The following is a 21,848-nucleotide window of genomic DNA, read 5'->3' as shown; positions in this document are numbered from 1 at the left end:
ATCATTTATCTGAGGGCAGCAGAGATAAATGACAAATGGTCTATGAGATCATTGAGGGGATATTATAAATGCATTGATGAGATTAAGGAAATGTTCCAAAGGAGGTATCCTTTATAAATACACAACATTTGGGACACTATGTCAATTCAGGCACCAGTGATATGGAACATACATTCTGAAGTGAGAGAAAGTTGCGAAAATAAAAAAATTTGGGTTATTTTAGCGGGAAGTTCATCAATGTTTCTTTGGGGTATAGTTCTCTACATGTCCATATTAGTTTATAAATTCGTCAATATACCTTCAGACCTTTCATTTCTTTATCCGGTGTCAGGGGCTCTTGGACTCCTGAGTGGAAATCTGTTAATTGGATATATCTCAGACAGAATTGGAAGGAAGATACCTTTTCTCATTTCAATTTACATGGCCTCTGTGGGTATTATAGGAGCAATTTTTTCTTCAAACTATTTTGAACTCACTTTTTTCATCTTCTTTGCGAATTTTTTCCTTGGAGGAGATGAAACAGTACTCATCTCTTACCTCTATGAAGAGTTTCATGCGTTTTCAAGATCCAGATACATTGTGGCTATAACAAACATGGCTAACGGGGGAGTATTTTTTTCTGTATTTTTTCCCACTTTCAGAAAATGGAATAAGAGAATTTTTGCTATTTTCATCCATTATAATATTAATGTTAGGGATCATTTCACGGCATAAAATTTCAGAGTACTATTGGTTAAGTAAATCCCATTTAGATTCTCCCACCAAATCAGAAATGAACAAGAAGATAAAAGAGACCTATAATTATAAGGGAAATCACTTTATTATTCTGTCAGATTTTGAGCAACTAACGACAGGAACAGCCATAGTTGCAGGATTCTTTCTTATCAACATTTACTTTGGCGATCTATATGCAAATCAACCTTACTATGTAACTCTGCTTACAACATTTGCAGGGTTTGTTTCAGGGATAATTCTAGCCATATTTGTGAAGAGATTGCAGCATAAGGTAATTCCTATTGCATCATTTCCGCTTATGGCCATTATTGTTGTTTTTGCTTCAATATTTTCATATCTTTCCGTTCTACCATTTGCCCTCTTAATCTGGCTACTCATCATAAGAAGTTTTCTTTCAGAGATTGGATGGGGAAGCAGAGACATATTACAGACTGAGCTCACGTTTACACCTGAGCGTGGAAGACACATATCCAGAATCAGGGCATTTTCATATTCAATTCTTATTATCTTATATTTTTTGGTATATATGGAAAAACCCTCAATTTTCATCTACTTAGTTATTATAAGCGTTATAGAGATTATGGCGGCAATAGGAGCTATATTGTGGTATCTTAGGGGTGTTGAAACTGCAGGAAAGGAACTCATATGAGTATGGTAAATTAGACAATGATTTGCTATCCAGAAAAATACTGGGAAGAGTTAGTAATAGGAGTACATTTTTGGGCCCAAAGGTAGGCGTGGACTATGGAATATATGGTTTAGGGAAGGATAGGACAATTATGACCACTGACCCACTATCATGCCATAAGCCACTAGGAATGAACTTCGCCGCCAGATTCGGCTTCCATATCATTCTCACGGACTTCCTGGCCTCAGGGAACCTTCCTGAATACATGGCAGTAACACTAACACTTCCGGTGGATTTCGATGATAATATGCTGGACGAATACTGGTCATCATTCACATACGAGGCAAAAAACTGGTCTGTTGATATTGTAACCGGCCATACCGGTAGATACCCGTCTTCTAGATTACCATTAATTGGATCTGCGACAATGTGCGGCAAACTGAAGGTAAATCCTCCTGATATTGGTATGGTTAAGAGTGGCGATAATCTCTATATTACTGGCATTCCAGGAATTCAGGCAGCCGTAATTCTTTCTGCTTATAGTAATAAATCTGATAAGGCTTCCAAAGAGATATTGGGAATGAGAGAGGGAATAATAGGGAGCAATAAAATAAAAAAAATTCTGGAATTCCAAAACAAAACTGATGGAATTTTATATCTGCACGACGTTACAGAGGGAGGGCTTGTCACTGCTATGAACGAGGTATCATCCCTCGCAAAACATGATGTTATAGTGAACAGTAATAATCTTAATGGAAACGAAAAGGTAATTAGTTATCTCAAAGGTTTCGGCATTAACTGGCTGGAAACGACCAGTGAAGGATGCATTATAATTGCTGTAAAAGAGGAATCCTCTAATGAATTTGAAAGTTTTATGAAGGATAATGGGATAGATTTTTCAATGGCAGGAAGATTTCTGGAAGAGAAAGGAGGTAAAGTATTCCTCGATGGAAATATATGGTCAACAAGGAGAGGAGATCCTTACTGGGGGGCGATAAAAAAATGATAATCTATGGAATAACTCCGGATTTCTTCGGTCAAGCCTTTTATAGCAGAACCGAAAGGATCCTCATGGCAGGAATCGAAATTTTACAGTATAGAGATAAGACCTCCAGTGATGAGAAATATGTGGAGGTGGCTAAAAAGTTAAAGGCAATGTGTGCTGATCATGGAACGATCTTTTATATAAACGATAGGGTCCATTTATATCAGGATATAGAATCAGACGGAGTTCATGTGGGAAAGGATGATACAGATATAAGTGTAATAAGGAAAAAATATTCTGGTTTGAGGATTGGTGGATCATCATATTGTGATCCGGAACTTGCTGTTCTTCTGCAATCAAAGGGGGCAGATTATGTTGCATTTGGTTCTATGTATCCTACAAGTACAAAAAAAGATTACACCTTATGTAATCCAGAAGTCATAAAAGTGGCAAGGCCGAAGCTTAAAGTACCCATATACGCAATAGGTGGAATCGATTTTCAGAACGTGGGAAAGATCATAGATTTGAAATATGATGGTATCGCAGTAAGTTCTATGCTTTATTCTTCGCAGGATCCTTATGAGAGCACATTGAGGCTCAGATCAATGATCTGATGGCCTCTTCATACCCGCCCTTTGTAAGGACCCACTCAAGAATAAATTCAAATACGGCTATAAGAGAGAGAATGAGAAGAAGCATTATAAATATCAGGCCCTCCAGTGGGCTGCTGAATCTAATGAAAGCTAAATCCATGGAATGTAGCTCGTTGTAATTAATTCCTGTAAATATGGATGTCAGAAATACCATTATTAGGATAGATGCCGAATACAGTTTTTTTGCGGCTGCTTCCATATTGATAATATTGTGTATTAGGTAGGATGTTGCAATCACAACGATGGAGAACAGGACGACATCGGGATCAATGAAATAATTAAATGCTCCAAAGGTAAATGTCAGTACACCAACAACAATGGGACGAACCATTCCATTAACCTTCCCCATTTCCTGCCTGTATCTCGTCGCTGAAAGATTTATAAAAGCCAGACTGATTAAAACCATAAAATCCGTTATACTTAAAAGGAAATTTTCTCCAGTTTCCACAAGTATTATTATGAATATAAGCGTAAATATCCAGGAAAATCTGGCTATGGAAAGGGGAAAAATTCTGTCTTCTCCAAGTGATCTAAGATGCCTTGAAGCAGCTAAAAATGCCGGCACAAAAGTTGTCAATGTGGCTATTATAAATGCCAATATCATAAATATGTATGCGATTCCACCACCTGTGGAGTTTGCTATATTAAACGCGGGAATTGCATCGGTTTCCAGGCCTATCCCTCTCCGCTGGGTTGTTAAAACAGCAACTGAATATATTATGTTTATGGAAGATGATATTATGACGGTTGCGATCATACTTAATTTTATTATTTTGTCCTTTTCCATCTTCAGTTTTTTTCTAATTATTGGTAAATAATATTCTGATTTTGTGTTAACGCTTCTCTGAAATGCCATGATCTCCTGAAAGCCAAAAAATAGGATGAAAAGGTATCCAGTATCAATGAGTATGTCCTCAAACCAATTGCCAGAAAACGAGAAGAATAATTTTGTTGAAAGTGGGGCACTGTGGAATACAACTGCCTCCTCGGCAACCAGTATGGCTGCCATTATTACCATCATTACTAATTGAACTTTCCCTATGAGAACAATGTATCTTTCTTCAAAAAAAGCATTTATAATGAACCAGAAAACAAACAATGCAAGTATACCGTATATTAAAATCTGAGACAGGGTTCCAGTTAGAATATGACTTGAAGGTATTACTATAAGCAAAAGATCAAAGAAGATTATTACACAATAGGCTGCAAGTGCAGAATTGGCAACCCACATGGAAGTTCTGCTAATAAAATATCTCACGGATGATACCCCGTAGGCCTCTCTCACAAAGGCTGGACCACCAACTATATCCTTTCCATTCTGTTTATGGAATAGATAGACATCATTGTAAACCCTCGCCATAATCATTGAGGTTGCGGCCGCTACAATAAGTGAAATTGTAGATATTATGCCGAACTGCAATGCATTCTCAGGAATAAGAATGAAAAGAGGAGAACCCAGAGTAGAACCAACGCCTATTGACAGAACAATAAAAAATCCGTATACAGGATTTGGTTTTCCAGTGACTCTTGGTCTGGAAAAGCGAACTCTCAGTGATAAGGGAAAAGAGAGAGTCATATAAAGCGACAAAACAAGACCCGTGAAGAAAGAAATCAATAAAATTGTTCTCTTAAGGGATATGGTCTCAAAGTTAAAAAGATAGGAAAAGTTTAATATTCCAAAGAGTGCCATGAATATGAAAATGGAAAGGGAAGCAATAGTTATGATTACCCTTGCAGTGTAAATTTTTCTTATCGTCTTTCTATCCAAATCCTCTCACCTGAACAGATACCTTATATTCACCCTTGCAGTTTTTAAAGTAAAAAAACCAGCAAAAAGTACGATCAAAGCGGTTAAGAAATTAATAAAAAGTGCAAGCTGGAAATAACCTGACCTTATTTCAGCATATTTCAAACCGCTCACATAGTAGGAAAAAAATATATTACTATTACCAGCCGATGAAAAAGTGGGTACAACTAGTATTATCCCAAGAATAAATAGGAAAGCTGATAGAAGAAATTCACCTGCGGTTGCGAGTAAAATTGATAAATCGTTTCCTTTTCTCGCCGTTCTTACTATTTCAATAAATTCCCTCACCTCCCCGCTTGAACTATTTTCAATTCTTCTAATAACATCTGATCTTGTTATTGTTGCATCTTTGTCTGAAAGAAGCATAAGGGCCTTAACGTTGATCTCAAAGGAATCTATTAAAGGATCTAAGGGGTCCTCTTTCTTTTCCTGATCCATAAATCTTCTATGTGAGCGAGAATATAAATCTTACCGACTCTGCATTTTAAGGTTATAAAAATATATAGGTAGATATCCAATGGCCTATATTGAGCACTCACAAAAAACAAAGGTAAGGTTAAAAAAACATTCTGACATACACATATGGCGATTTAAATAGAGAATACAAATTCTTCATCTGAGGATAAGACCCTGAGGGTATACTTCCAGTATCTGTTGGATTCCATCATCAGTCAGAACGAGTACGATAATCTTAAGAATAATATGGATAACATAAAGAATGCCTTGCCTCAGGAAATTGCTGATATTGACAAGTTGCAGGTCGGCATCTCCAAGATTATAGATGATTTTAAAGCCTCAAAATCATATAAGGGAATTGGAGAAACTGAAAAGGAAATTAATGATTTTGTCAAGGCCAGTCTGGAGAAATTGAAAAAAAGGGTAGGGGATGACTTTAAGAGCAAAATGGATGAAATTGAGACGGCAATGTCATCAGCCAAAATGAACTCCGTCAAAAACATTCAAGCATTTCTTTCATCTGATGCTCTGAAGGTAATCGATATGAGCATAAATCTTCGACTTATAGAGGGAATATATGATTCATCGGTAAAGTATATCGCAGAAGGTGGTATAGAGTATGAGTTTTCCCTTAACACCAGGAGTCTGGAGATATTCAAGGAACCTATCAAGTTTGGTTCACTTGAAAAAGGGGTCAAGATACCGGTAAATAGCGGCAGCAACTGGGTAGGTAAGGAGACACAGGTGGATTACGAAAAAATTGATAGATATTATCTTTCATCTGCAAGTATAAGCAAGGGAAATCTCTTTGTTGTCTTTTCAGATCCAGACAGTGATGGAAAGGTTACGTTCGTAATGTCAAGAGGAAATGATAATGCCTTTCTTTCTATTGAGTATTCTATTGACAAACAGACCATAGATATTACTGGAAATTCTGCCCTAAGCAGTACAATTGAAATGGAAAGAATTCAGGACCCTCTTGATCGTATTTATGGGAGTATAATGGAGATAGAAGCAAATAAAATGAAATTAATTCATCTCTATCAAAATGGTAATGAGGTTTTAGAAACTGGTAATTTAAGGCAATTCGCAATGAAGGTGTTCGAAATGAAAAAGGATATTCTTCAGAATCTATTGAAGGAACAATCTTCAAATACCGGCGGATCTGTTAATGTAAAGGAAAGACTTTCCCTTGCCGGAAATTCTGGAATTGAATTAGCTAAAATGATGGGTATAAGCATATGATCGAACGCGACGACTTTTCTCCTTTTGGACTAGGAACCTGGAGAATGGGAGGAGGTTCCTCCCCAGACCACTCGAAGGATAAGGAATGGGTAAATATTATAGATGTTGCCATGAAAAATGGCATAAACGTTATTGATACCGCAGAGATGTATGGTGGTGGACATGCAGAGGAACTCGTTGGAAAGGCACTTGAACTCAATGATAGAGATAAGGTTTTCATTATAACAAAGGCTTGGCCATCCTCATATGGAAAATTGAAAAATGCAATAAATAATTCAATGAAGAGAATGAAAATTGATTATGTAGATCTCTATCTTTTGCACTGGCCTGATGAAAATTATCCAATTGAGACTTTAATCAAAGAACTAATGGAAATCAAGGACGAAGGTCTTGCAAGGTATGTTGGCGTAAGCAATTTTCAGTTAGACCTTCTTATGGAAGCAAATGAGTTATCTGGACATAATTTGTATGCAAATCAGATTGAACTAAACGTGTCAAAACAGTCAACATTTAATGAGGTCCGGGAATACTGTGAAGAAAACAATATTTTGCCTATAGCCTATTCTCCCTTAAACAGAAACAGAATGCCTGATGATATAAAATTACAAGAAAGAATAAAAAAATCGGGACTCTCAGTGTCTTCATACAGTCTCCTCTATACAATCTCACTTGGGGCCTATCCTATACCAAAATTTTCCACAACTGAGCATTTGGAGGCTCTCTTAGAAGCATATGAGCAATATTCAAAGGGAAAAATAAGAATGTTTTAAGTTTCTTAAACTCCAAGTTCAACCATTTTAACTTTTGAAAAAGTCATCATTTTAAAAATTATTTACATCATTTAGTCAGGAATGGAAATAGATAAATCCTTTGTAGCACATGTCTGATTATGAAAAACTATATTGATGGACAGTGGGTGGATTCAAGTAACGGCAAAACTATAGATAAACTGAACCCTTCAACGGGTGAATTATTAGACAAATTTCCTGCATCAACAAAGGAGGATGTTGACCGTGCAATAGATGCAGCAGATTCGTCATTCCAGGCATGGTTCGATCTGGGTTCTGTAGAAAGGGGAAAATTGATCCGAAATGCAGGGGACCGCATAAGAGAATCAAGAAAGGAGCTAGAAGAAATACTTATAAAGGAATGTGGCAAGGTCAAGGTTCAGGCTGCCGAGGAAGTAGATGGTGTACTTGATCAGATTTACTATTATTCTGAGTTTGCAAGGAAAATTACAGGTGATATTGTTGAAGGTACAAATTCACAAAGAAAGATCTTTCAATATAAGGTACCATACGGTGTTGTCATTGCTTTGACCCCATGGAATTTTCCAGCGGGTATGGTAGCAAGAAAACTTGCACCTGCCCTCCTTACAGGAAATTCAGTCGTACTTAAGCCAAGTAGTGATACCCCCCTGACTGCGGAGTGGATAGTCAGGAAGTTCGTTGAAGCAGGAATACCAAAGGGTGTCCTCAATCTTATAACTGGAAAAGGGTCTGAGATAGGAGATTATATAGTGTCCCACAAGAAGGTTGGGCTCGTAACAATGACAGGATCAACAGAGACAGGCCAGCGTATAATAGAGAACACATCAAAAAATATGGCAAAAACAATACTTGAATTGGGTGGAAAGGCTCCGTTCATAATATGGAAGGACGCGGACCTTGAAAATGCAGCAAAGGCTTTGATTTGGGCTAAATTCTGGAATGCTGGGCAATCTTGCATTGCTGCAGAAAGAGTATATGTTCACTCAGATGTAAAGCAGAAGTTTATGGACATCTTTTTGAAAATGACAAAGCAGGTGAAAGTGGGTGATCCAAACAATTCAGTAATGGGGCCATTGATCAACAAGGGTGCAGTTAAGACAATGGAGTCATTTATCTCAAAGGCAAAGGAAGAGAAGCTAAACATAGTGGCGGGTGGAAAAACTCCTGAACTTTCCGGTCCATTGAGAAATGGCTTCTTCTTCGAACCAACAGTTATAGACAATGTTCCACAGAACTCACCTCTCTTCCAGGAGGAAATCTTTGGTCCTATTGTGGGGATACACGAAGTAAGTGACAAGGAGACAATGTTTAAACTGGCCAATGATTCAAAATACGGTCTTGCTTCCTATCTGTTTACCTCAGATATGAATCTTGTTTATGAAGCCTCGGAGAGGATAAGGTTTGGGGAAGTATACGTAAACATGCCTGGACCTGAGGCTTCACAGGGATACCACACAGGTTTCAGAATGACCGGTCAGGCAGGAGAGGGAAGCAAATACGGAATTGAGGAGTATCTCAAATTGAAAAACGTATATGTTGATTACTCTGGGAGCAAATTAAAAATTGGAACAGTTCCCGGTTTCTAAACCCTTATTTCCAATTTTTTTAGAAATTTAGAATTAACTACATATGGTAGTAATTATAAAAAAGGTTTTACACTTTTACAAAATATGGATTCATGTCACTTAAAATAGAAAAGGATCAAGAAGGTATTGTAAGAATAAGTTTTAACACTCCATTTATAAGAGATATGTATGATTTTCACGCTGAATCCCAGCTGAGTGAGGATTTTCTTTCAGGTCACAGAATAACCATTGAAGAATATGAGGAATCAGTAAAGATCCAGATGCCCCTGGAACTTATGGATCATATCATGGGTCTTGGCGAAAAGGCCCTACCTGTGGAGAGAAGGAGAACAAGGGTTGAATTCTGGAATTACGATAGCTATGCCTATAATCTTAAGACAGATCCACTGTATGTATCAATCCCTTTCTTCTTAAAAATAAGCCAGGGAAAGGCGACAGGATTTTTTGTAAATTATGGTGGAAGAACCATAATGGATTTTGGACAGGAGATTTACGATAAAATAACCATAACTGTACCTTCAAGGAATTTTGAATTATACATATTCCCTGAAGGCACACCTGCAGATGTTTCAGCTAATTTCATGAAGATGACAGGAAGGCCATTCACCCTGCCTGAATGGTCACTGGAACATCAGATATGCAGATATTCCTATTATCCGGAAAAGAGAGTTCTGGACATAATCCATATGTACCAGAAGGTATTCGGTAAGGAATCCGTAGGATCTGTCTATCTTGATATCGATTACATGAAAGACTATGTACCCTTCACCATAGACGGTAAAAAATTTTCCAATCCAGAAAAATTTATTGAGGAGTGTCACAACAGAGGAATTAAGGTAATTCCCATAATTGACCCCGGATTAAAACTGGATCAAAAGGATGAGACCTTTATAAAGGGGCTTGGAAATTATGTGGAAACTTCAAAGGGTGAAATATTCTCATCCAGTGTCTGGCCTGGAACATGCGCATTCCCGGATTTCCTCATGGACAGGGCAAGAGAATTCTGGAGCAGCAAGGTTAGGGAATTTATAAAGAATGGATTTGATGGCATATGGCTTGATATGAATGAACCATCAATGAACAGTAAATCACGAACTATTGACGAGGATGCGGTTCACAATTACAATGGTTCCAAGATTTCCCACACTTATGTTCATAATTACTATTCTTATTTTGAATCAATGGCAACCAAAAAGGCATTAGGAGAGGATAAGTTTATTCTTTCCAGGTCAGGATTCGCAGGAAGCCAGAGATACGCTGCCATATGGTCAGGGGACGGAAACGGAAACTTTGAAGGCATGGCTCTTCAGATTCCACTGCTTAGTTCTTTGAGTATTTCTGGTGTTCCCTATGTGGGATGTGATCTGGGGGGCTTTCTGAATTATAGTGATCCGGAGTTACTCCTGAGATTCTATCAGATGGCCTTATTCTTCCCTGTTTACAGGAACCACAAATCAAAAACTGAAAATGATCAAGAGCTTTACATATACAATTCATTCTATACTGAGAGATTCAGGGAAATTCTAAGGTTGAGGCATTCCATAGTACCACATCTTCTGTGGAAGGCCAGATTGGCGGAAGAGAATTTCGAGCCCATAATCAGGCCGCTTGCATTCAATTTTCCCAATGAGGATGGTCTTTACCAGATAGATGACCAGTACATGGTGGGTGATGAAATAATGATTGCACCCATAGTCCAAAGAGGAATGGATAGCAGAAAGGTTTTCCTGCCTTCAGGAAGATGGTATAATCTCCAGACTGGTGAAATGAATCTGGGTAATAAGATGGTGAATTCAGGTGGAGATATGCCCATATATCTGAGGGAGAATCATCTGTTACTTACAAGAAAAGGTATTGTTGTATTTGGTAACATCAAAGAGAAAGTCTTTTACGAAGGAAAGTGGTTAGAAATAGAAAAGATCAAGGATCAGATAAAAACTTCAGAAAATACCAAGGAAAGGATTCTGGACTGTGAAAAGGAAAGAGTTCTCATTAGCGACTTAATTTAAGCCGCCACTTTTTCCCATTTTTAATTTCTGAATAAACTAACAGTTTAATAAACACCTATTTATGCAAATTTTTAGAATCTTCTTTCTTTGCTCCCAAAAGCAAACCTATTACAAACCCAAGCTCTATAAACGTCATAATGAACATCACTTTAAGGTTATTTCCCACATCAAGAAATGCCGAAGCTACTGCCAATATTGCGCCAATTATCAATCCCATTAATCCATATTTATATGCGAGCGACCATGCCATTTTTCCATATTTCAGCATTACATATATCATTTTCAATTTTCAGTTTCGGCGCTTTATGGATTTTTTCCTCATTTCGAATTGGAACAACAAAATCCTCTGCAATACCTGAGGAATTTATGACTTTGGAAAATATAAGAGTCCTATTTCGTATTGTTATTCGAGCTTATTTGATTTTAAGACTTAATATGGGTAAGGGAATCGAGATTCGGTTAAATAGGGCTTAATCGGTATTTGGGCAGTTAAAGACTTGGAAAGGGTGTACTGTAAACGCTCATCCAAATTCACTCATTTTCTATCATCTAATGGTTTCACTTTTTGCTCATTTATCTAACATGTCTTGTATCCATATATGGGGTGCTTCAATGATATCGTGATGTGAAAGAGATCCTTTGCAATGAATCCGATAGATACTGTGTATTTGAAAAGCATTCTTTATATGTGATTTTTTATTATCCCGTTAAAAGTTCTATTTCTTTGTTTGTATCCCACTATTTCCCCTCCTTTGCTTCCATAATCTGACTCTAATTTCTGATTAACACCAATCAAATCTAACTCATTCAAAAATCCCTATTTCATTACCTGAATTCTTCACTTTTGATTCTTTTTCCCAGGTTCATTTCTATATTTTTCAATAATAAAGAAATAATTTTTCACCTTATCCTTTCCCTTTTCAGTTATTCTGATAAATGTCATTGGTCTCCTAAGCGTGAGTTCAGTCTTTATAGTTACATAGTCCCCTTCCTGCAAATATTTCAATTGAACATGTAGGGAAGATTTTGGAAGACCTGTTGAGAGAAGTAGCTCTGTAAATGTTATTTTGTCTATTCCGTAAAGTCCAATAAGAATGCCTGTCCTGATTCCATTGGAGTAAATGTCATCTCCAACTATTTCATTGAGTTCACGTTCCTCACTCATGAAGGGTATCACTCCTCCTGTTCTCAAAGAAAAGGTACATTCCAGAGAAGAACCAGGTTAAGGCAAATATAATAAAAAAGTAATCTGATATAAAAATTCCACCAAGATATCCAATAGAGAAACCTGTGGATGCCAGTATCTCAATTCCAATCAATTTTGCCCTACTTGTAGCTTTATAAAGTTTACCGGAGATGGAAATAAACCAGATGATCGTGGATATGTAAAAGAAAAATACGGGTATCATTTCAAAATTTTCCAGCCCTTCAAGATCAAATAGGGCGGACAGAATTACCGCACTTAACAATAACAGAAATACAAAATTTCCATTAAGCAAAGAATCTATTATTTTCCATTTCTCTCTATCCTTGTTTTCAATAAGGTACAGGGTTTCTCCTGCCTTTTTGATTTTGCTCCTGTATCTGTATATTATCCAAATATATACTGTAAAAATAAAAAGTGAATAAAGATTGAGCAGGGTGTCTACATATCTATTCCTGAGTCTATCAGCTATGTAAACCAAGGAGTATCCAATTCCATAATTAACTGGAATATATGTGGAAAAAAGGATATAAACAAATATTTCGATCTTACGTATGTACCTATAGATAATTTTCTGAGAAATAGCGAGGGACAGAGCCATCTCATTCTTAATCATTTAAACCACATTCATTTATGATACCATTTATTGTTCTACTTACAAACTCAAAGGATTGAAGCCTTAATGAAATAGGTCTAAAACTGTCTATCGTTGCGGTCACCTCCAGCATAAATATGATCAATTAATAAATATATAATAATCATGACAAAAATAAGGAACAGGAAAATTCCAGAGAAGCAAAGAAAGAGGTTCGGATGAATTGGGCTAATCACATTACTGTAGTAAACATCAGAACCGCTAAAAAGATAGTTAAGTATGTAAAATACAGAGGAATAGGGGAATATATACTCAACGAAACCGTGCAATCCATTTGTCATTAGTATGAATGTAACTATATATAGAAAGAAGGGAATATATCTTGCGTATACCAGTATTTTAGTTCTTGATGTGATTAGAACTATAGACACTATTAAAAGTGCAATGGAAGTAAATATGAAACCATCGAGGATGGACATAAATATTATCATAGGAAGGTTAAAAGCAATGTTTACTGGAAGTATCCAGAGGCCCAATCTAAGTCTAAGGAGTAAAAGCAAAATAAGGAAAAGGAAGGTTCCATTCATGATGAATGTAACTATTATTCCAAAAATAAGTGATCCCATGAGATTAAGTTTCTTTATTCCCATCCTGTGAAACAGGAAACCGAAGGAACGGGATTGGTATGCATAGGAAGAGGCAATGGCCGTTGCGGATGTACTGCAGGAAAAACCAAACACAAAGGCGAAGGCAAGGGCGAACTCATCTCTGTATATGGTAATAGTATCCTGTGAAATTCCAGTTCTAATGGAAAGTACAGTTAATACACCTATTATTGAGGAGACAACAAAAGACCACATGAGCATAATTTTGTTCGCAGGTATATTTTTTATAAAATAGGAAATCATTCTCACAGGAGTCTATTTCATTCAGGAACATAATAGGAGGTGAAAGGTTCAAAAACTGAACAATGTGCAACATTATAATTGGGTGTGGAAATGGATGACTATGATATTTCTAAATGACTTGAGTCTTAACTATGGAAAGAGGAACATTTTTGGTCCATTAAATATGAGAATTGAAAAAAATTCAGTAATTTTGGGGCATAACGGATCAGGAAAAACATCACTGGTTAAGGCAATTTGTGGAGTATTGAAGGTAAATGGAAGGGTGGAATTTGAAGGGGAATGTGGAAGGAGAAGAAGCTTATGTGTCATTTCAAACCTAGAAGAGCTATTTTCCTTTGCCCAGACACCCAAAGATATAGCGCTCATATATTCACAATATTCAAGCATGCTTACGGAAGAAATCAAAAGGAATCTGGAAATATTTAATGCAGAATCTTTATATCATACTTCTTTTAGGGAGATGTCCACCGGGGAGCAAAAAATCATTTACAGTAGTTTGGCCATTTCTTCTGGATCCTTAAACATATTGTTTGATGAACCTCTGGAAAACCTGGACCCAAAAAGGAAGAGAATAATGATCGACCAGATAAAAGAGCTCAAATCCAATAAAATACTTGTGACCCATGAGATAGGAATATTGAGAGAACTTGAAGAATGGAGCATATATGTTATGTTCGGCGGACAGATCTATGGGCCTGTAAATTGCAAAGATTTCCTAAGGAGTGAGCCTCTCTATGGAGTCCATGAGGAATCCATTCTTACAATCACCTCAAGGGAGGGGACAATATCTTTTGTCCCATCCCATGGTGAAGGCATAGGACTCCATAGTAACATGGAAGAAATTTTTTACAAATTATACTGAAATTTTTTATAATCAACCAAATTTATGTCATTTCAGAATTGTACAATTTGCTTCCTTCGGTTTCCATCTCCTTATATATTTCATTACTCTGATATACTGGTACAACTTAATAAGCCAATTTAACATACTGAATTATGACCATGGAAGATTATGAATCACTTTTAGAAAGAACCTCAGATATACTGGCTAAATCCACAGTAAGTCAGGAGAGGCTTAAGATTCCAAAACCTGTTATAATTCTAGAGGGAAAGGTTACCATTGTGAGAAATTTTATAGATATAGTTGAGATGATAAACAGAGACCCAAAGGATGTTGCGAAGTTCTTCATGAAGGAATTCGGTATAGGGGTAAACATTGACGGTAGGAGACTCTTGATTAACAGGAAGATAACTGAAGAAGAGTTTTCAGCAAAACTTGAGCAGTATCTTAATGTGTATGTTAGATGTTATGAATGTAATTCGCCTGATACAGAAATTAAAAAGGAAAATAGGGTTAATGTAATTGTTTGTAAGGCCTGTGGTGCACAGCATCCCATTAATTCATCAAGAGAGATAGTCATAAATAGAGATCAGATAGAAGAAGGCAAGAGATACACAGTAACTATAGAAGAAATAGGAAAATCGGGTGAAGGAAGAACAAAGTTATACGGTTTTAACATAATAGTTCCAGGAGTTAAAAAGGGCCAGACGGTAAAGGTTGAAGTTAAAAAGATACGGGACGGAATGGCCATTGCAGAAGTCGTCAGATAATCTGGTCATTCCAGATACAAACATTCTTATCTATTCTGTAAAGCAGCGTATCGATCTGAAGTGGGAATTAGGCAAAAAATTGGGCAGATTCAGAATGATATTGCTGAGTTGCGTCAGGAAGGAACTGGAGGGCCTATCAAGGTCAATAAATGAGGCTTCGATTGCGCTGACCATATATGGAAATACTGAAGTAGTCATGGCGGATGGAACCGGAGATGAATGTCTTGAGAGGGAATGTGCAAGACTCAGGGGAATAATGGTTACAAATGACAGAAATCTTGCTGAAAGGGCTAAAAAAAATGGCATTTCGGTACTTAATATTAGAGATGGCAGGAGTTTAGAATGGTACAGATAGATGGAGAAAGTAATAGAAAATACTTCTTTTTTATATCCTCCCTTGCGGAAGAGAAGAAGGAGAAAGGGGAAATAAGATTAAGCAGCTCAGACCTGGGAAATATGTGGGGTGTGAGCCAACAGAGTGCCTCAAGATTTATAATAGAGATGGAGAAGAAAGGGCTCATAAGACGTTCTATTTCAAACAAATGTCAGGAGATCGATATTGAAGAAAAAGGCATGGATCTTTTATATGAGGTATATGGTGTTCTATCTGAAATACTGGAAAAGGAGAGACATATTGAAGTGGTAGGCAAAGTGAAGAGTGGTCTCGGTGAGGGGAGATATTATGTATCAAAAAAACCATATGTGACACAGTTCAATGAGAGGCTTGGTATAATTCCTTATCCGGGAACATTGAATATTAAAATTGATCCAGAATATGAAAGTACATTGAGACAGATAAGGGGTAGAAAAGGGATCATTATTGAAGGTTTTTCATCGGATGATAGAACATATGGTGCGGTGAAGGCTTTTAAATGCAAAATACAAAATATAGACTGTGCCCTCATTTTTCCATACAGATCTATTTATCGTGACGTAATGGAAATAATATCGGCGGAATATTTAAGGGAAAAACTAAATCTAAAGGATGAGGACACGCTTACGGTAGAGTTTACTTTTAGAAGGTAACGTCAATTTTCCCGCTCTCTATCTCCATGGCAAATTTTTCAATCCTCTTCTCCAATTGAGCCTCATCAAGACCACACTCAATGTATTCCATGAAAAGTTCAAAGGAATCCTCGGTCACTTCCTTTCCCTCGTAAACAACCAAACTCCCGCAGTTTCTCGAAGCATCAAAGTTATGTCTGTATGTGCAAACTAATGTAACATTCTTTGAATCTATATATCTGGTAATTTTTGAATAATCCCTCATCAAATCATCACCATATAATGACATGGAATAAAAATCGATCTCAAAGACATAACTTCTCCCCCATGATTTTCAAGCATCAATCAAGTTTATGGCTTACTTCCAGAATGAAGGAAGAATTTATGGGAATATTTTATCCAAACCTGATTCCCATATTTTCCTTAGTTTCTCGATTTCTTCATTTATTACTGTAACTGAATCGTTCACAATCTCAATTCTATTCCCACCGGTCTTTCCAAGTTTCTTTAGGATAATACCTTCCCCTACCTTTTCCACCTCTTGCTCCTTTGAGTTGGGTACCTCTATTATTATTCTGTTTCCAGATTCAGAATACAGCTTATTCAACAATCTGTTTGGGGATATGGCAGATATGTCCACTGTGAAACCTATTCCTGAACCAAAAGTCATTTCAAGGAGCGAAACCAATAAACCACCAGTTCCCACATCATGGGCAGAAAGAACCAAGTCCCTGTCCAAAGATTTTTGCATGAATGTCCTCAGTTTAATAAGATCATCCATATTGTTTTTTTCAAGTGTCCCTGACTTAACTTTTCTATATTTCAGGTAAAGGCTCCCACCAAGATCGCAGGAACTCCATCCTGCCAGATAGAGCGTACTCCCACTATCTTTGATATCGGATGTTAAGGATTTCTCATAATCTTCCATTATTCCTGTCATAAGGATATTTGGAACGGGTGGGATATCAATTCCACCTGTCTGGTTGTAAAGACTTACGTTTCCAGCAACTATGGGTAGTTTCATATATTTACAGAATTCTCCAATGGCCCTTACAGACTCTGTAAATTGACCCATAATTTCAACCCTGTCTGGATTTCCAAAATTTAAGGCATCAACTACGCTATGTGGCTCACCACCAAGGCATAAAATATTTCTGTATGCCCTTGCCATTGTCCACATTGTTCCCTCGTAGCTATCCACCTCAGTTGCGGTAACCTTGCATCCCGATGTTATGGCCAATCCATCCTTTCTGTCATTTGACACTCGCATAACAGCGCCGTCTGTTGGGCCCTCTCTGTTTGGGAAACCTGAAAATGGTCTCACCACCGAGTTACCTCTGACAGTAAAATCGTACTGCCTTATGACTTTAAATTTTGACGAGTTGTTGAAATCCAGTAAAAATCTTTCAAGGTCCTTCTCAAAATCTTCTGGATCTTTCAGTAAAACTGTCTCCCTCTCATGGGTTCTCTGTATCTTGTAGGGCTTTGCGTATACAGGTCCTGATGTGAGAAAAGTGAGAGGAAGATCAAGAACTTTTTCACCATGGAAATATAGTTTCATTCTCTTTCCTGGTACACTGTGTCCAATTATACTGTTATCTATGCCCCACTTTTCCATTATTTCCCTAACTTTCTGAACATTCTCCTCCCTTAAGGAGAGCAGCATCCTTTCCTGGCTTTCGCTTATCCATATTTCCCAAGGTCCCATGTTTTTCTCTTTGAGTATTACATTATCCAGTATGATTTCGCCTCCGGCTCCACCCGCAAGGCACATCTCTCCTGCTGCACTGGATAAACCACCTCCACCAAGATCCTTCATTCCCGCAATTAAACCAAGGGAGTTTGCCTCCAGTACAGCCTTGATCAGTGGTTCTTTAACTATTGGATTACCAAGTTGGACTGCTTTTCTGTTTTCCTTATCATCCGTTTCAAGATTTCTGGAGGCAAAGTTGACTCCATGAATCCCATCTCTGCCGGTCTTGCCACCTGCGAGCATCAGAACATCGTTGGTGCTTGATACCCTGCTCCTGCTGATATCTTTTTCTTTAAGTATACCGATACATCCCGCATTCACAAGAGGGGTTCCTTCAAAAGTCTCATCAAAGTAAAGAGAACCTGCAACCGTCGGTATTCCAACCCTGTTCCCATAATCCCTTATTCCCCCAACAATGTTGTTTATCATGAAAGTTGTGTTCAATGAACCTTTTGGTCTCTTTCCCTTCCCATTTCCAAGATACAGGGAATCTATCACTGCAATTGGTTGAGCTCCCATGCAGAGTATATCTCTTAATATTCCCCCAACACCTGTTGCAGCTCCCCCATATGGTTCTACTGCACTTGGGTGATTGTGGCTTTCCATTTTCAAGGCGTATGCAAGATCATCTCTGATCCTTACAATACCTGCATCATCTTCCATAGCAAGTATTGTGTAATCCGTTTTAAGCCCGGATAGGTATTTTTTTAGATATAACTTTGAAGACTTGTAGCAGCAATGTTCACTCCACGCCTGTCCCATGGCCTGAAGTTCAGTCTCTGTTGGATCCCTACCAAGGGAAGAAAAATAATGCTTTAGCCTTATCATTTCTTCCAGATTCAGGGATAAACCCATATTAATACTTATTTCCATAAGGGATTGATGGTCAAGTTCCCTTATCTTTATTGTATTGGAAAATTTTTGGTCATGCACATTGTGCATCATTATTCACCCAAAACTACGACCTTATAACTATTAATTACTGGATTTATGAGGAGATTCTCTGCTATGGCCTTAGCCATTGCTTTTGCGGATTCTTCATCTCCATCAAATTGAAGTTCATAGGTTTTTAATATTTTTACATTTTCAACATCATCGTAACCAAGAATTCCAAGGTTGTGAAACAATGTTGACGATTCAGGATCCTCGACACCGTCAAGATAACCGACCTCTATTCTGATTTTGACCATCTGATCCCTATATTGCATTATGATTAAATTATTTTACATTTATGACCTGCTTTTTTTTATGCTTTCTATAATTGGCCTTAAGGTCTCATAAACATTATCGGATTTTTCAGCCACAGTTCCTGTAACAATTATGTCTGCACCTGCCTCAGATACATTACGAGCCGTCTCTTTTGTTCTGATACCTCCACCAACTATGACCGGTATATCTACAGATTCTTTAACTTTCTTAATCATCTCCTGTGATATGGCATAGGGTGCTCCACTTCCAGCCTCCATGTAGACCAATCTCATCCCCATAAGCTCGGCAGCAACTGCATATTCAACAGCATCTTTGTAATCGCTTTGGCCTATCAGTTTCGCCTTTCCCACTTTGCCTGCCGTCATTCCGGGCTCAAATATCAGATATCCCATGGGGATGCTTTCAACTCCGCTTCTTTTCACAAGAACGGATGCTTTCTTCTGGTGTCCAACAACAAACTCAAGGTCTGATGAGTTCAACAAGGACATAAAGAAGATCGCATCGGCATACCTAGTGAACATGCTGGAAGAGCCAGGGAATATTATGACTGGTACTCCACATTTTTCCTTTATTTTTTTGGTGGCACTATCCATTTCACTTGTAGTCAGATGTGTACTACCACCAACCAGAATAAAGTCGGTACCTGCCTTCCATGCCTGTTCCGCAATTTTTGCACTACCCTCATCACCCGAGGTTTCAGGATCAATAAGAGTCATATGCACTTTTTCTCTTTTGGTTTTTTCAATAATCTTATTATAGACGTTCAAAAGATACCACCAACAGTAAAGGAAATTAACCCAAGCATCATAGATAGTTTTGAAAGATTCTGTCCCCTTTTGGCGCTCTTATACTGTGTTAACATAGTTAAAACGAAGGAAATATCACAAATAATGACAGCAATAAGGTACCCATATGAGAACAGACCGGCCAGATATGGCACAAAGGAAACAATAATGGTTGTGACTATGAGTGCCGATGAAAGATTTAATGCAGCCTTGGCGCCATATCTCTTTGGGAATGTTATTCTGTCAATATCACCTTCCATATCCTGCACATCCTTGATCAGTTCGCGGGACAGGTTTGATAGTGATGCGAGGGTCATAAGAAGTATGGTTCTTTCAGGGTTCAGAAAAATAATGCCACCAAACAGGAATATGGCCCCTATTAAAATGCTTATTATTATATTGCCTGATAGACCTCTATATTTACCTTTTGTTTCATAGACTATCAGTAGGAAATCCGCCAAAATTACCAAAATAACCGCATATAAATTAAGAAACAGCAACGCAATAAAAACTGACAGTATATACGAAATTAAGTAAATATAAGTTCCCTGCTTCTTTGTGATCTTACCTGAGGGGATTGGGCGTTCTGGATGATTTACTTTATCATTTTCAGCATCAAGCACATCGTTCATAACGTTTCCTCCAGTTAGAACAAGAAACACCACAAGCGAAGCTATTGAAATGAGAACAAGATGATTTAACATCTCATATCCAATCGCAACCAGAGATGATATAAATGTTCCCAGCACAGCCATTACTGCATTTACAGGCCTCAGAAGTCTAAGGGCAGAATTCATCCAATGGGTTAATCTCTTTCGTTATTTATGAATTTCCTTAGTGAATTTTATAAGTTCTAATTTTGTCTATGGCTATTATAGATTTCTTCATAATCTTTAATTATGTTTTCCATGCAATATCTCTTGTCCTTAACTTTCAGTCCCGTGTTGGAAAAATGTGTTCTCTCATTCTCTATCCCCATTTTGTCAAGATAATTTTTGACCTTTGTCATGGAAGGTAGGTTCATTTTATTCTTTGAAAATATGTCACCTATATCCACGAAGAATATTCCCATATCCTCATATTTCAGATGATTGAACTTGTATCCGGTCTCTTCATCAACATACTTTGGTATGCGTATTTCTCCTCTTGAAAATATACCCTCAATATTTCCAATCCAAAGAGGTCCGTAGTCAAAGTCACCATAGATACTGCCTATTTCCCTGAACGGATTAAAATAGGCAATATTCCTTAATGTGGATTCAGCATTTTCAGTCCCTTTCCTAACCTGTATTATAATCCTATAGAAATGGCCATGATATAGGGAGAGCAAAACTTCTATGCCTCTCTCCAATGTAACAGCTCTTCTGGCAATGAATCCGAGCAGATTTCTGATGCCCATTTCATGGCGAAAGGCGTTATTCATAACAACACTTCCATATCGTCTAAGATTGTGATCCTTAAGTGAACCTGTTAAAACACTCAGGTCAGTGGCTGTGAATCCAATATAACCATCATTACGAACATAACGTAGACTTATGTCCACATATGGAACCACGTCCCCAAATGGGTCTATATCTATAAAATCAAACCTGTATTTGGAAAGTATGGATTCAAAGGTATCGTTATAGATTTCAGATTGTGATCCATTTCTTTCGGCATTTCTCTTGAGAATTTGAAAGGATTTTCTGCTTCTCTCCACCATAACTGCTTTTAAACCAAGTTCAAGTTCAGCTCTCAACCCCCTGATCCCGGTTGCTGAAAAGCCATCAAGATAGAGTGATGGTCTCACTGTGTTGAGGAAAGTTAATGTTAAATCCCTGTTAAATTTCTGATCAGCGTTTAAAAATCCAGGAACAGCCTTCCCCGGTCCTATATTTTTGACTTCTGAACCGGTTTCAATTTCT

The 21,848-nt window shown here is 37.6% G+C and carries 24 protein-coding genes; 12 read left to right on the top strand and 12 right to left on the bottom strand.

Annotated features, from left to right (window positions below; all coding sequences use genetic code 11):
* The first annotated feature begins 138 nt into the window (after nt 1-138).
* The 4 genes from ACNF42_RS03910 to thiE are packed head-to-tail and all read left to right on the top strand — an operon-like array spanning nt 139 to nt 2,962.
* Nucleotides 139-714: an MFS transporter gene (locus tag ACNF42_RS03910; RefSeq protein WP_443339208.1), complete on the top strand. Its 576-nt coding sequence runs from the start codon at nt 139-141 to the stop codon at nt 712-714.
* Between the two features lie 58 nt (nt 715-772).
* Nucleotides 773-1,384 carry an MFS transporter gene (locus ACNF42_RS03905; RefSeq protein WP_443339207.1) on the top strand — a complete coding sequence of 204 codons (612 nt, stop codon included), beginning with the start codon at nt 773-775 and terminating at the stop codon, nt 1,382-1,384.
* Nucleotides 1,356-2,369 (top strand): AIR synthase-related protein, encoded by a 1,014-nt coding sequence (locus ACNF42_RS03900; protein ID WP_443339206.1) that lies wholly within the window; start codon nt 1,356-1,358, stop codon nt 2,367-2,369. Before ACNF42_RS03905 ends, ACNF42_RS03900 begins: the two co-directional genes overlap by 29 nt.
* Nucleotides 2,366-2,962, top strand: coding sequence for a thiamine phosphate synthase (gene thiE, locus ACNF42_RS03895; RefSeq protein WP_443339205.1), 597 nt, complete (start codon nt 2,366-2,368; stop codon nt 2,960-2,962). Before ACNF42_RS03900 ends, thiE begins: the two co-directional genes overlap by 4 nt.
* Here thiE and ACNF42_RS03890 read toward each other — a convergent pair.
* Nucleotides 2,946-4,769 (bottom strand): APC family permease, encoded by a 1,824-nt coding sequence (locus tag ACNF42_RS03890; RefSeq protein WP_443339203.1) that lies wholly within the window; start codon nt 4,767-4,769, stop codon nt 2,946-2,948. The two genes, thiE and ACNF42_RS03890, sit on opposite strands and share 17 nt — an antisense overlap.
* Nucleotides 4,770-4,775: 6 nt before the next feature.
* Nucleotides 4,776-5,246, bottom strand: a complete 471-nt coding sequence (locus ACNF42_RS03885) for a hypothetical protein (RefSeq protein ID WP_443339202.1) — start codon at nt 5,244-5,246, stop codon at nt 4,776-4,778.
* Between the two features lie 216 nt (nt 5,247-5,462).
* Here ACNF42_RS03885 and ACNF42_RS03880 point away from each other — a divergent pair, with 216 nt between their 5' ends.
* From ACNF42_RS03880 to ACNF42_RS03865, 4 genes are all read left to right on the top strand, one after another.
* Nucleotides 5,463-6,509, top strand: a complete 1,047-nt coding sequence (locus ACNF42_RS03880; protein ID WP_443339200.1) for a hypothetical protein — start codon at nt 5,463-5,465, stop codon at nt 6,507-6,509.
* Entirely contained in the window at nt 6,506-7,279 is a 774-nt protein-coding gene (locus tag ACNF42_RS03875) for an aldo/keto reductase (RefSeq protein WP_443339198.1), read from the top strand. Before ACNF42_RS03880 ends, ACNF42_RS03875 begins: the two co-directional genes overlap by 4 nt.
* 119 nt (nt 7,280-7,398) lie before the next feature.
* Complete coding sequence (locus ACNF42_RS03870; protein ID WP_443339196.1) at nt 7,399-8,865, top strand: D-glyceraldehyde dehydrogenase; 1,467 nt, start codon at nt 7,399-7,401, stop codon at nt 8,863-8,865.
* A 92-nt stretch (nt 8,866-8,957) separates the two neighbouring features.
* Nucleotides 8,958-10,874 (top strand): TIM-barrel domain-containing protein, encoded by a 1,917-nt coding sequence (locus tag ACNF42_RS03865; RefSeq protein WP_443339194.1) that lies wholly within the window; start codon nt 8,958-8,960, stop codon nt 10,872-10,874.
* 55 nt (nt 10,875-10,929) lie between these two features.
* Here ACNF42_RS03865 and ACNF42_RS03860 read toward each other — a convergent pair whose 3' ends face one another.
* From ACNF42_RS03860 to ACNF42_RS03845, 4 genes are all read right to left on the bottom strand, one after another.
* Nucleotides 10,930-11,154: a hypothetical protein gene (locus ACNF42_RS03860; RefSeq protein ID WP_443339192.1), complete on the bottom strand. Its 225-nt coding sequence runs from the start codon at nt 11,152-11,154 to the stop codon at nt 10,930-10,932.
* A gap of 558 nt (nt 11,155-11,712) precedes the next feature.
* On the bottom strand, nt 11,713-12,039 hold the full coding sequence (locus tag ACNF42_RS03855) for a transcriptional regulator (protein ID WP_443339190.1): 327 nt from the start codon (nt 12,037-12,039) through the stop codon (nt 11,713-11,715).
* Nucleotides 12,032-12,694, bottom strand: a complete 663-nt coding sequence (locus tag ACNF42_RS03850; protein WP_443339188.1) for a hypothetical protein — start codon at nt 12,692-12,694, stop codon at nt 12,032-12,034. Before ACNF42_RS03850 ends, ACNF42_RS03855 begins: the two co-directional genes overlap by 8 nt.
* A gap of 77 nt (nt 12,695-12,771) precedes the next feature.
* A complete protein-coding gene (locus ACNF42_RS03845; RefSeq protein ID WP_443339186.1) occupies nt 12,772-13,539 on the bottom strand; it encodes a hypothetical protein in 768 nt (255 codons plus the stop codon).
* Between the two features lie 136 nt (nt 13,540-13,675).
* Between ACNF42_RS03845 and ACNF42_RS03840 the strand changes: the two genes are divergently transcribed.
* From ACNF42_RS03840 to ACNF42_RS03825, 4 genes are all read left to right on the top strand, one after another.
* Nucleotides 13,676-14,443, top strand: coding sequence for an ATP-binding cassette domain-containing protein (locus tag ACNF42_RS03840; protein ID WP_443339184.1), 768 nt, complete (start codon nt 13,676-13,678; stop codon nt 14,441-14,443).
* A 134-nt stretch (nt 14,444-14,577) separates the two neighbouring features.
* Nucleotides 14,578-15,192 (top strand): translation initiation factor IF-2 subunit beta, encoded by a 615-nt coding sequence (locus ACNF42_RS03835; RefSeq protein WP_443339182.1) that lies wholly within the window; start codon nt 14,578-14,580, stop codon nt 15,190-15,192.
* The gene (locus ACNF42_RS03830) at nt 15,173-15,547 is read left to right on the top strand and encodes a type II toxin-antitoxin system VapC family toxin (protein WP_443339180.1); all 375 of its coding nucleotides are present in this window, start codon (nt 15,173-15,175) and stop codon (nt 15,545-15,547) included. Before ACNF42_RS03835 ends, ACNF42_RS03830 begins: the two co-directional genes overlap by 20 nt.
* Entirely contained in the window at nt 15,535-16,218 is a 684-nt protein-coding gene (locus tag ACNF42_RS03825; RefSeq protein WP_443339178.1) for a DUF120 domain-containing protein, read from the top strand. Before ACNF42_RS03830 ends, ACNF42_RS03825 begins: the two co-directional genes overlap by 13 nt.
* Here the strand turns inward: ACNF42_RS03825 and ACNF42_RS03820 are convergent.
* The 6 genes from ACNF42_RS03820 to ACNF42_RS03795 form a co-directional block, all read right to left on the bottom strand.
* On the bottom strand, nt 16,208-16,486 hold the full coding sequence (locus tag ACNF42_RS03820; RefSeq protein WP_443339176.1) for a hypothetical protein: 279 nt from the start codon (nt 16,484-16,486) through the stop codon (nt 16,208-16,210). The genes ACNF42_RS03825 and ACNF42_RS03820 overlap by 11 nt on opposite strands.
* A 93-nt stretch (nt 16,487-16,579) precedes the next feature.
* On the bottom strand, nt 16,580-18,895 hold the full coding sequence (gene purL, locus ACNF42_RS03815) for a phosphoribosylformylglycinamidine synthase subunit PurL (RefSeq protein ID WP_443339174.1): 2,316 nt from the start codon (nt 18,893-18,895) through the stop codon (nt 16,580-16,582).
* Complete coding sequence (gene purS, locus ACNF42_RS03810) at nt 18,895-19,140, bottom strand: phosphoribosylformylglycinamidine synthase subunit PurS (RefSeq protein ID WP_443339172.1); 246 nt, start codon at nt 19,138-19,140, stop codon at nt 18,895-18,897. Before purS ends, purL begins: the two co-directional genes overlap by 1 nt.
* Nucleotides 19,141-19,179: 39 nt before the next feature.
* Nucleotides 19,180-19,926, bottom strand: a complete 747-nt coding sequence (locus ACNF42_RS03805) for a phosphoglycerol geranylgeranyltransferase (protein ID WP_443339170.1) — start codon at nt 19,924-19,926, stop codon at nt 19,180-19,182.
* Entirely contained in the window at nt 19,923-20,741 is an 819-nt protein-coding gene (locus tag ACNF42_RS03800; RefSeq protein WP_443339168.1) for a UbiA family prenyltransferase, read from the bottom strand. Before ACNF42_RS03800 ends, ACNF42_RS03805 begins: the two co-directional genes overlap by 4 nt.
* Before the next feature lie 56 nt (nt 20,742-20,797).
* On the bottom strand, nt 20,798-21,817 hold the full coding sequence (locus tag ACNF42_RS03795) for a class I SAM-dependent methyltransferase (protein ID WP_443339209.1): 1,020 nt from the start codon (nt 21,815-21,817) through the stop codon (nt 20,798-20,800).
* Between the last annotated feature and the right edge of the window lie 31 nt (nt 21,818-21,848).

The sequence above is a fragment of the Cuniculiplasma thermophilum genome (genome assembly GCF_052315355.1).
GTDB lineage: Archaea > Thermoplasmatota > Thermoplasmata > Thermoplasmatales > Thermoplasmataceae > Cuniculiplasma.
This window is presented reverse-complemented; position numbering and strand designations above follow the sequence as displayed.

Excerpts from the sequence above, each read along its gene's own strand:
- ACNF42_RS03835 (WP_443339182.1), top strand. The coding sequence starts at position 14,578 with ATGACCATGGAAGATTATGAATCACTTTTAGAAAGAACCTCAGATATA.
- ACNF42_RS03860 (WP_443339192.1), bottom strand. The coding sequence starts at position 11,154 with ATGATATATGTAATGCTGAAATATGGAAAAATGGCATGGTCGCTCGCA.
- thiE (WP_443339205.1), top strand. The coding sequence starts at position 2,366 with ATGATAATCTATGGAATAACTCCGGATTTCTTCGGTCAAGCCTTTTAT.
- ACNF42_RS03855 (WP_443339190.1), bottom strand. The coding sequence starts at position 12,039 with ATGAGTGAGGAACGTGAACTCAATGAAATAGTTGGAGATGACATTTAC.
- ACNF42_RS03885 (WP_443339202.1), bottom strand. The coding sequence starts at position 5,246 with ATGGATCAGGAAAAGAAAGAGGACCCCTTAGATCCTTTAATAGATTCC.
- ACNF42_RS03910 (WP_443339208.1), top strand. The coding sequence starts at position 139 with ATGTCAATTCAGGCACCAGTGATATGGAACATACATTCTGAAGTGAGA.
- purS (WP_443339172.1), bottom strand. The coding sequence starts at position 19,140 with ATGGTCAAAATCAGAATAGAGGTCGGTTATCTTGACGGTGTCGAGGAT.
- ACNF42_RS03825 (WP_443339178.1), top strand. The coding sequence starts at position 15,535 with ATGGTACAGATAGATGGAGAAAGTAATAGAAAATACTTCTTTTTTATA.
- ACNF42_RS03870 (WP_443339196.1), top strand. The coding sequence starts at position 7,399 with ATGAAAAACTATATTGATGGACAGTGGGTGGATTCAAGTAACGGCAAA.
- ACNF42_RS03875 (WP_443339198.1), top strand. The coding sequence starts at position 6,506 with ATGATCGAACGCGACGACTTTTCTCCTTTTGGACTAGGAACCTGGAGA.
- ACNF42_RS03850 (WP_443339188.1), bottom strand. The coding sequence starts at position 12,694 with ATGATTAAGAATGAGATGGCTCTGTCCCTCGCTATTTCTCAGAAAATT.
- ACNF42_RS03820 (WP_443339176.1), bottom strand. The coding sequence starts at position 16,486 with ATGTCATTATATGGTGATGATTTGATGAGGGATTATTCAAAAATTACC.
- ACNF42_RS03840 (WP_443339184.1), top strand. The coding sequence starts at position 13,676 with ATGACTATGATATTTCTAAATGACTTGAGTCTTAACTATGGAAAGAGG.
- ACNF42_RS03865 (WP_443339194.1), top strand. The coding sequence starts at position 8,958 with ATGTCACTTAAAATAGAAAAGGATCAAGAAGGTATTGTAAGAATAAGT.
- purL (WP_443339174.1), bottom strand. The coding sequence starts at position 18,895 with ATGATGCACAATGTGCATGACCAAAAATTTTCCAATACAATAAAGATA.
- ACNF42_RS03845 (WP_443339186.1), bottom strand. The coding sequence starts at position 13,539 with ATGCTCATGTGGTCTTTTGTTGTCTCCTCAATAATAGGTGTATTAACT.
- ACNF42_RS03905 (WP_443339207.1), top strand. The coding sequence starts at position 773 with ATGAACAAGAAGATAAAAGAGACCTATAATTATAAGGGAAATCACTTT.
- ACNF42_RS03800 (WP_443339168.1), bottom strand. The coding sequence starts at position 20,741 with ATGAATTCTGCCCTTAGACTTCTGAGGCCTGTAAATGCAGTAATGGCT.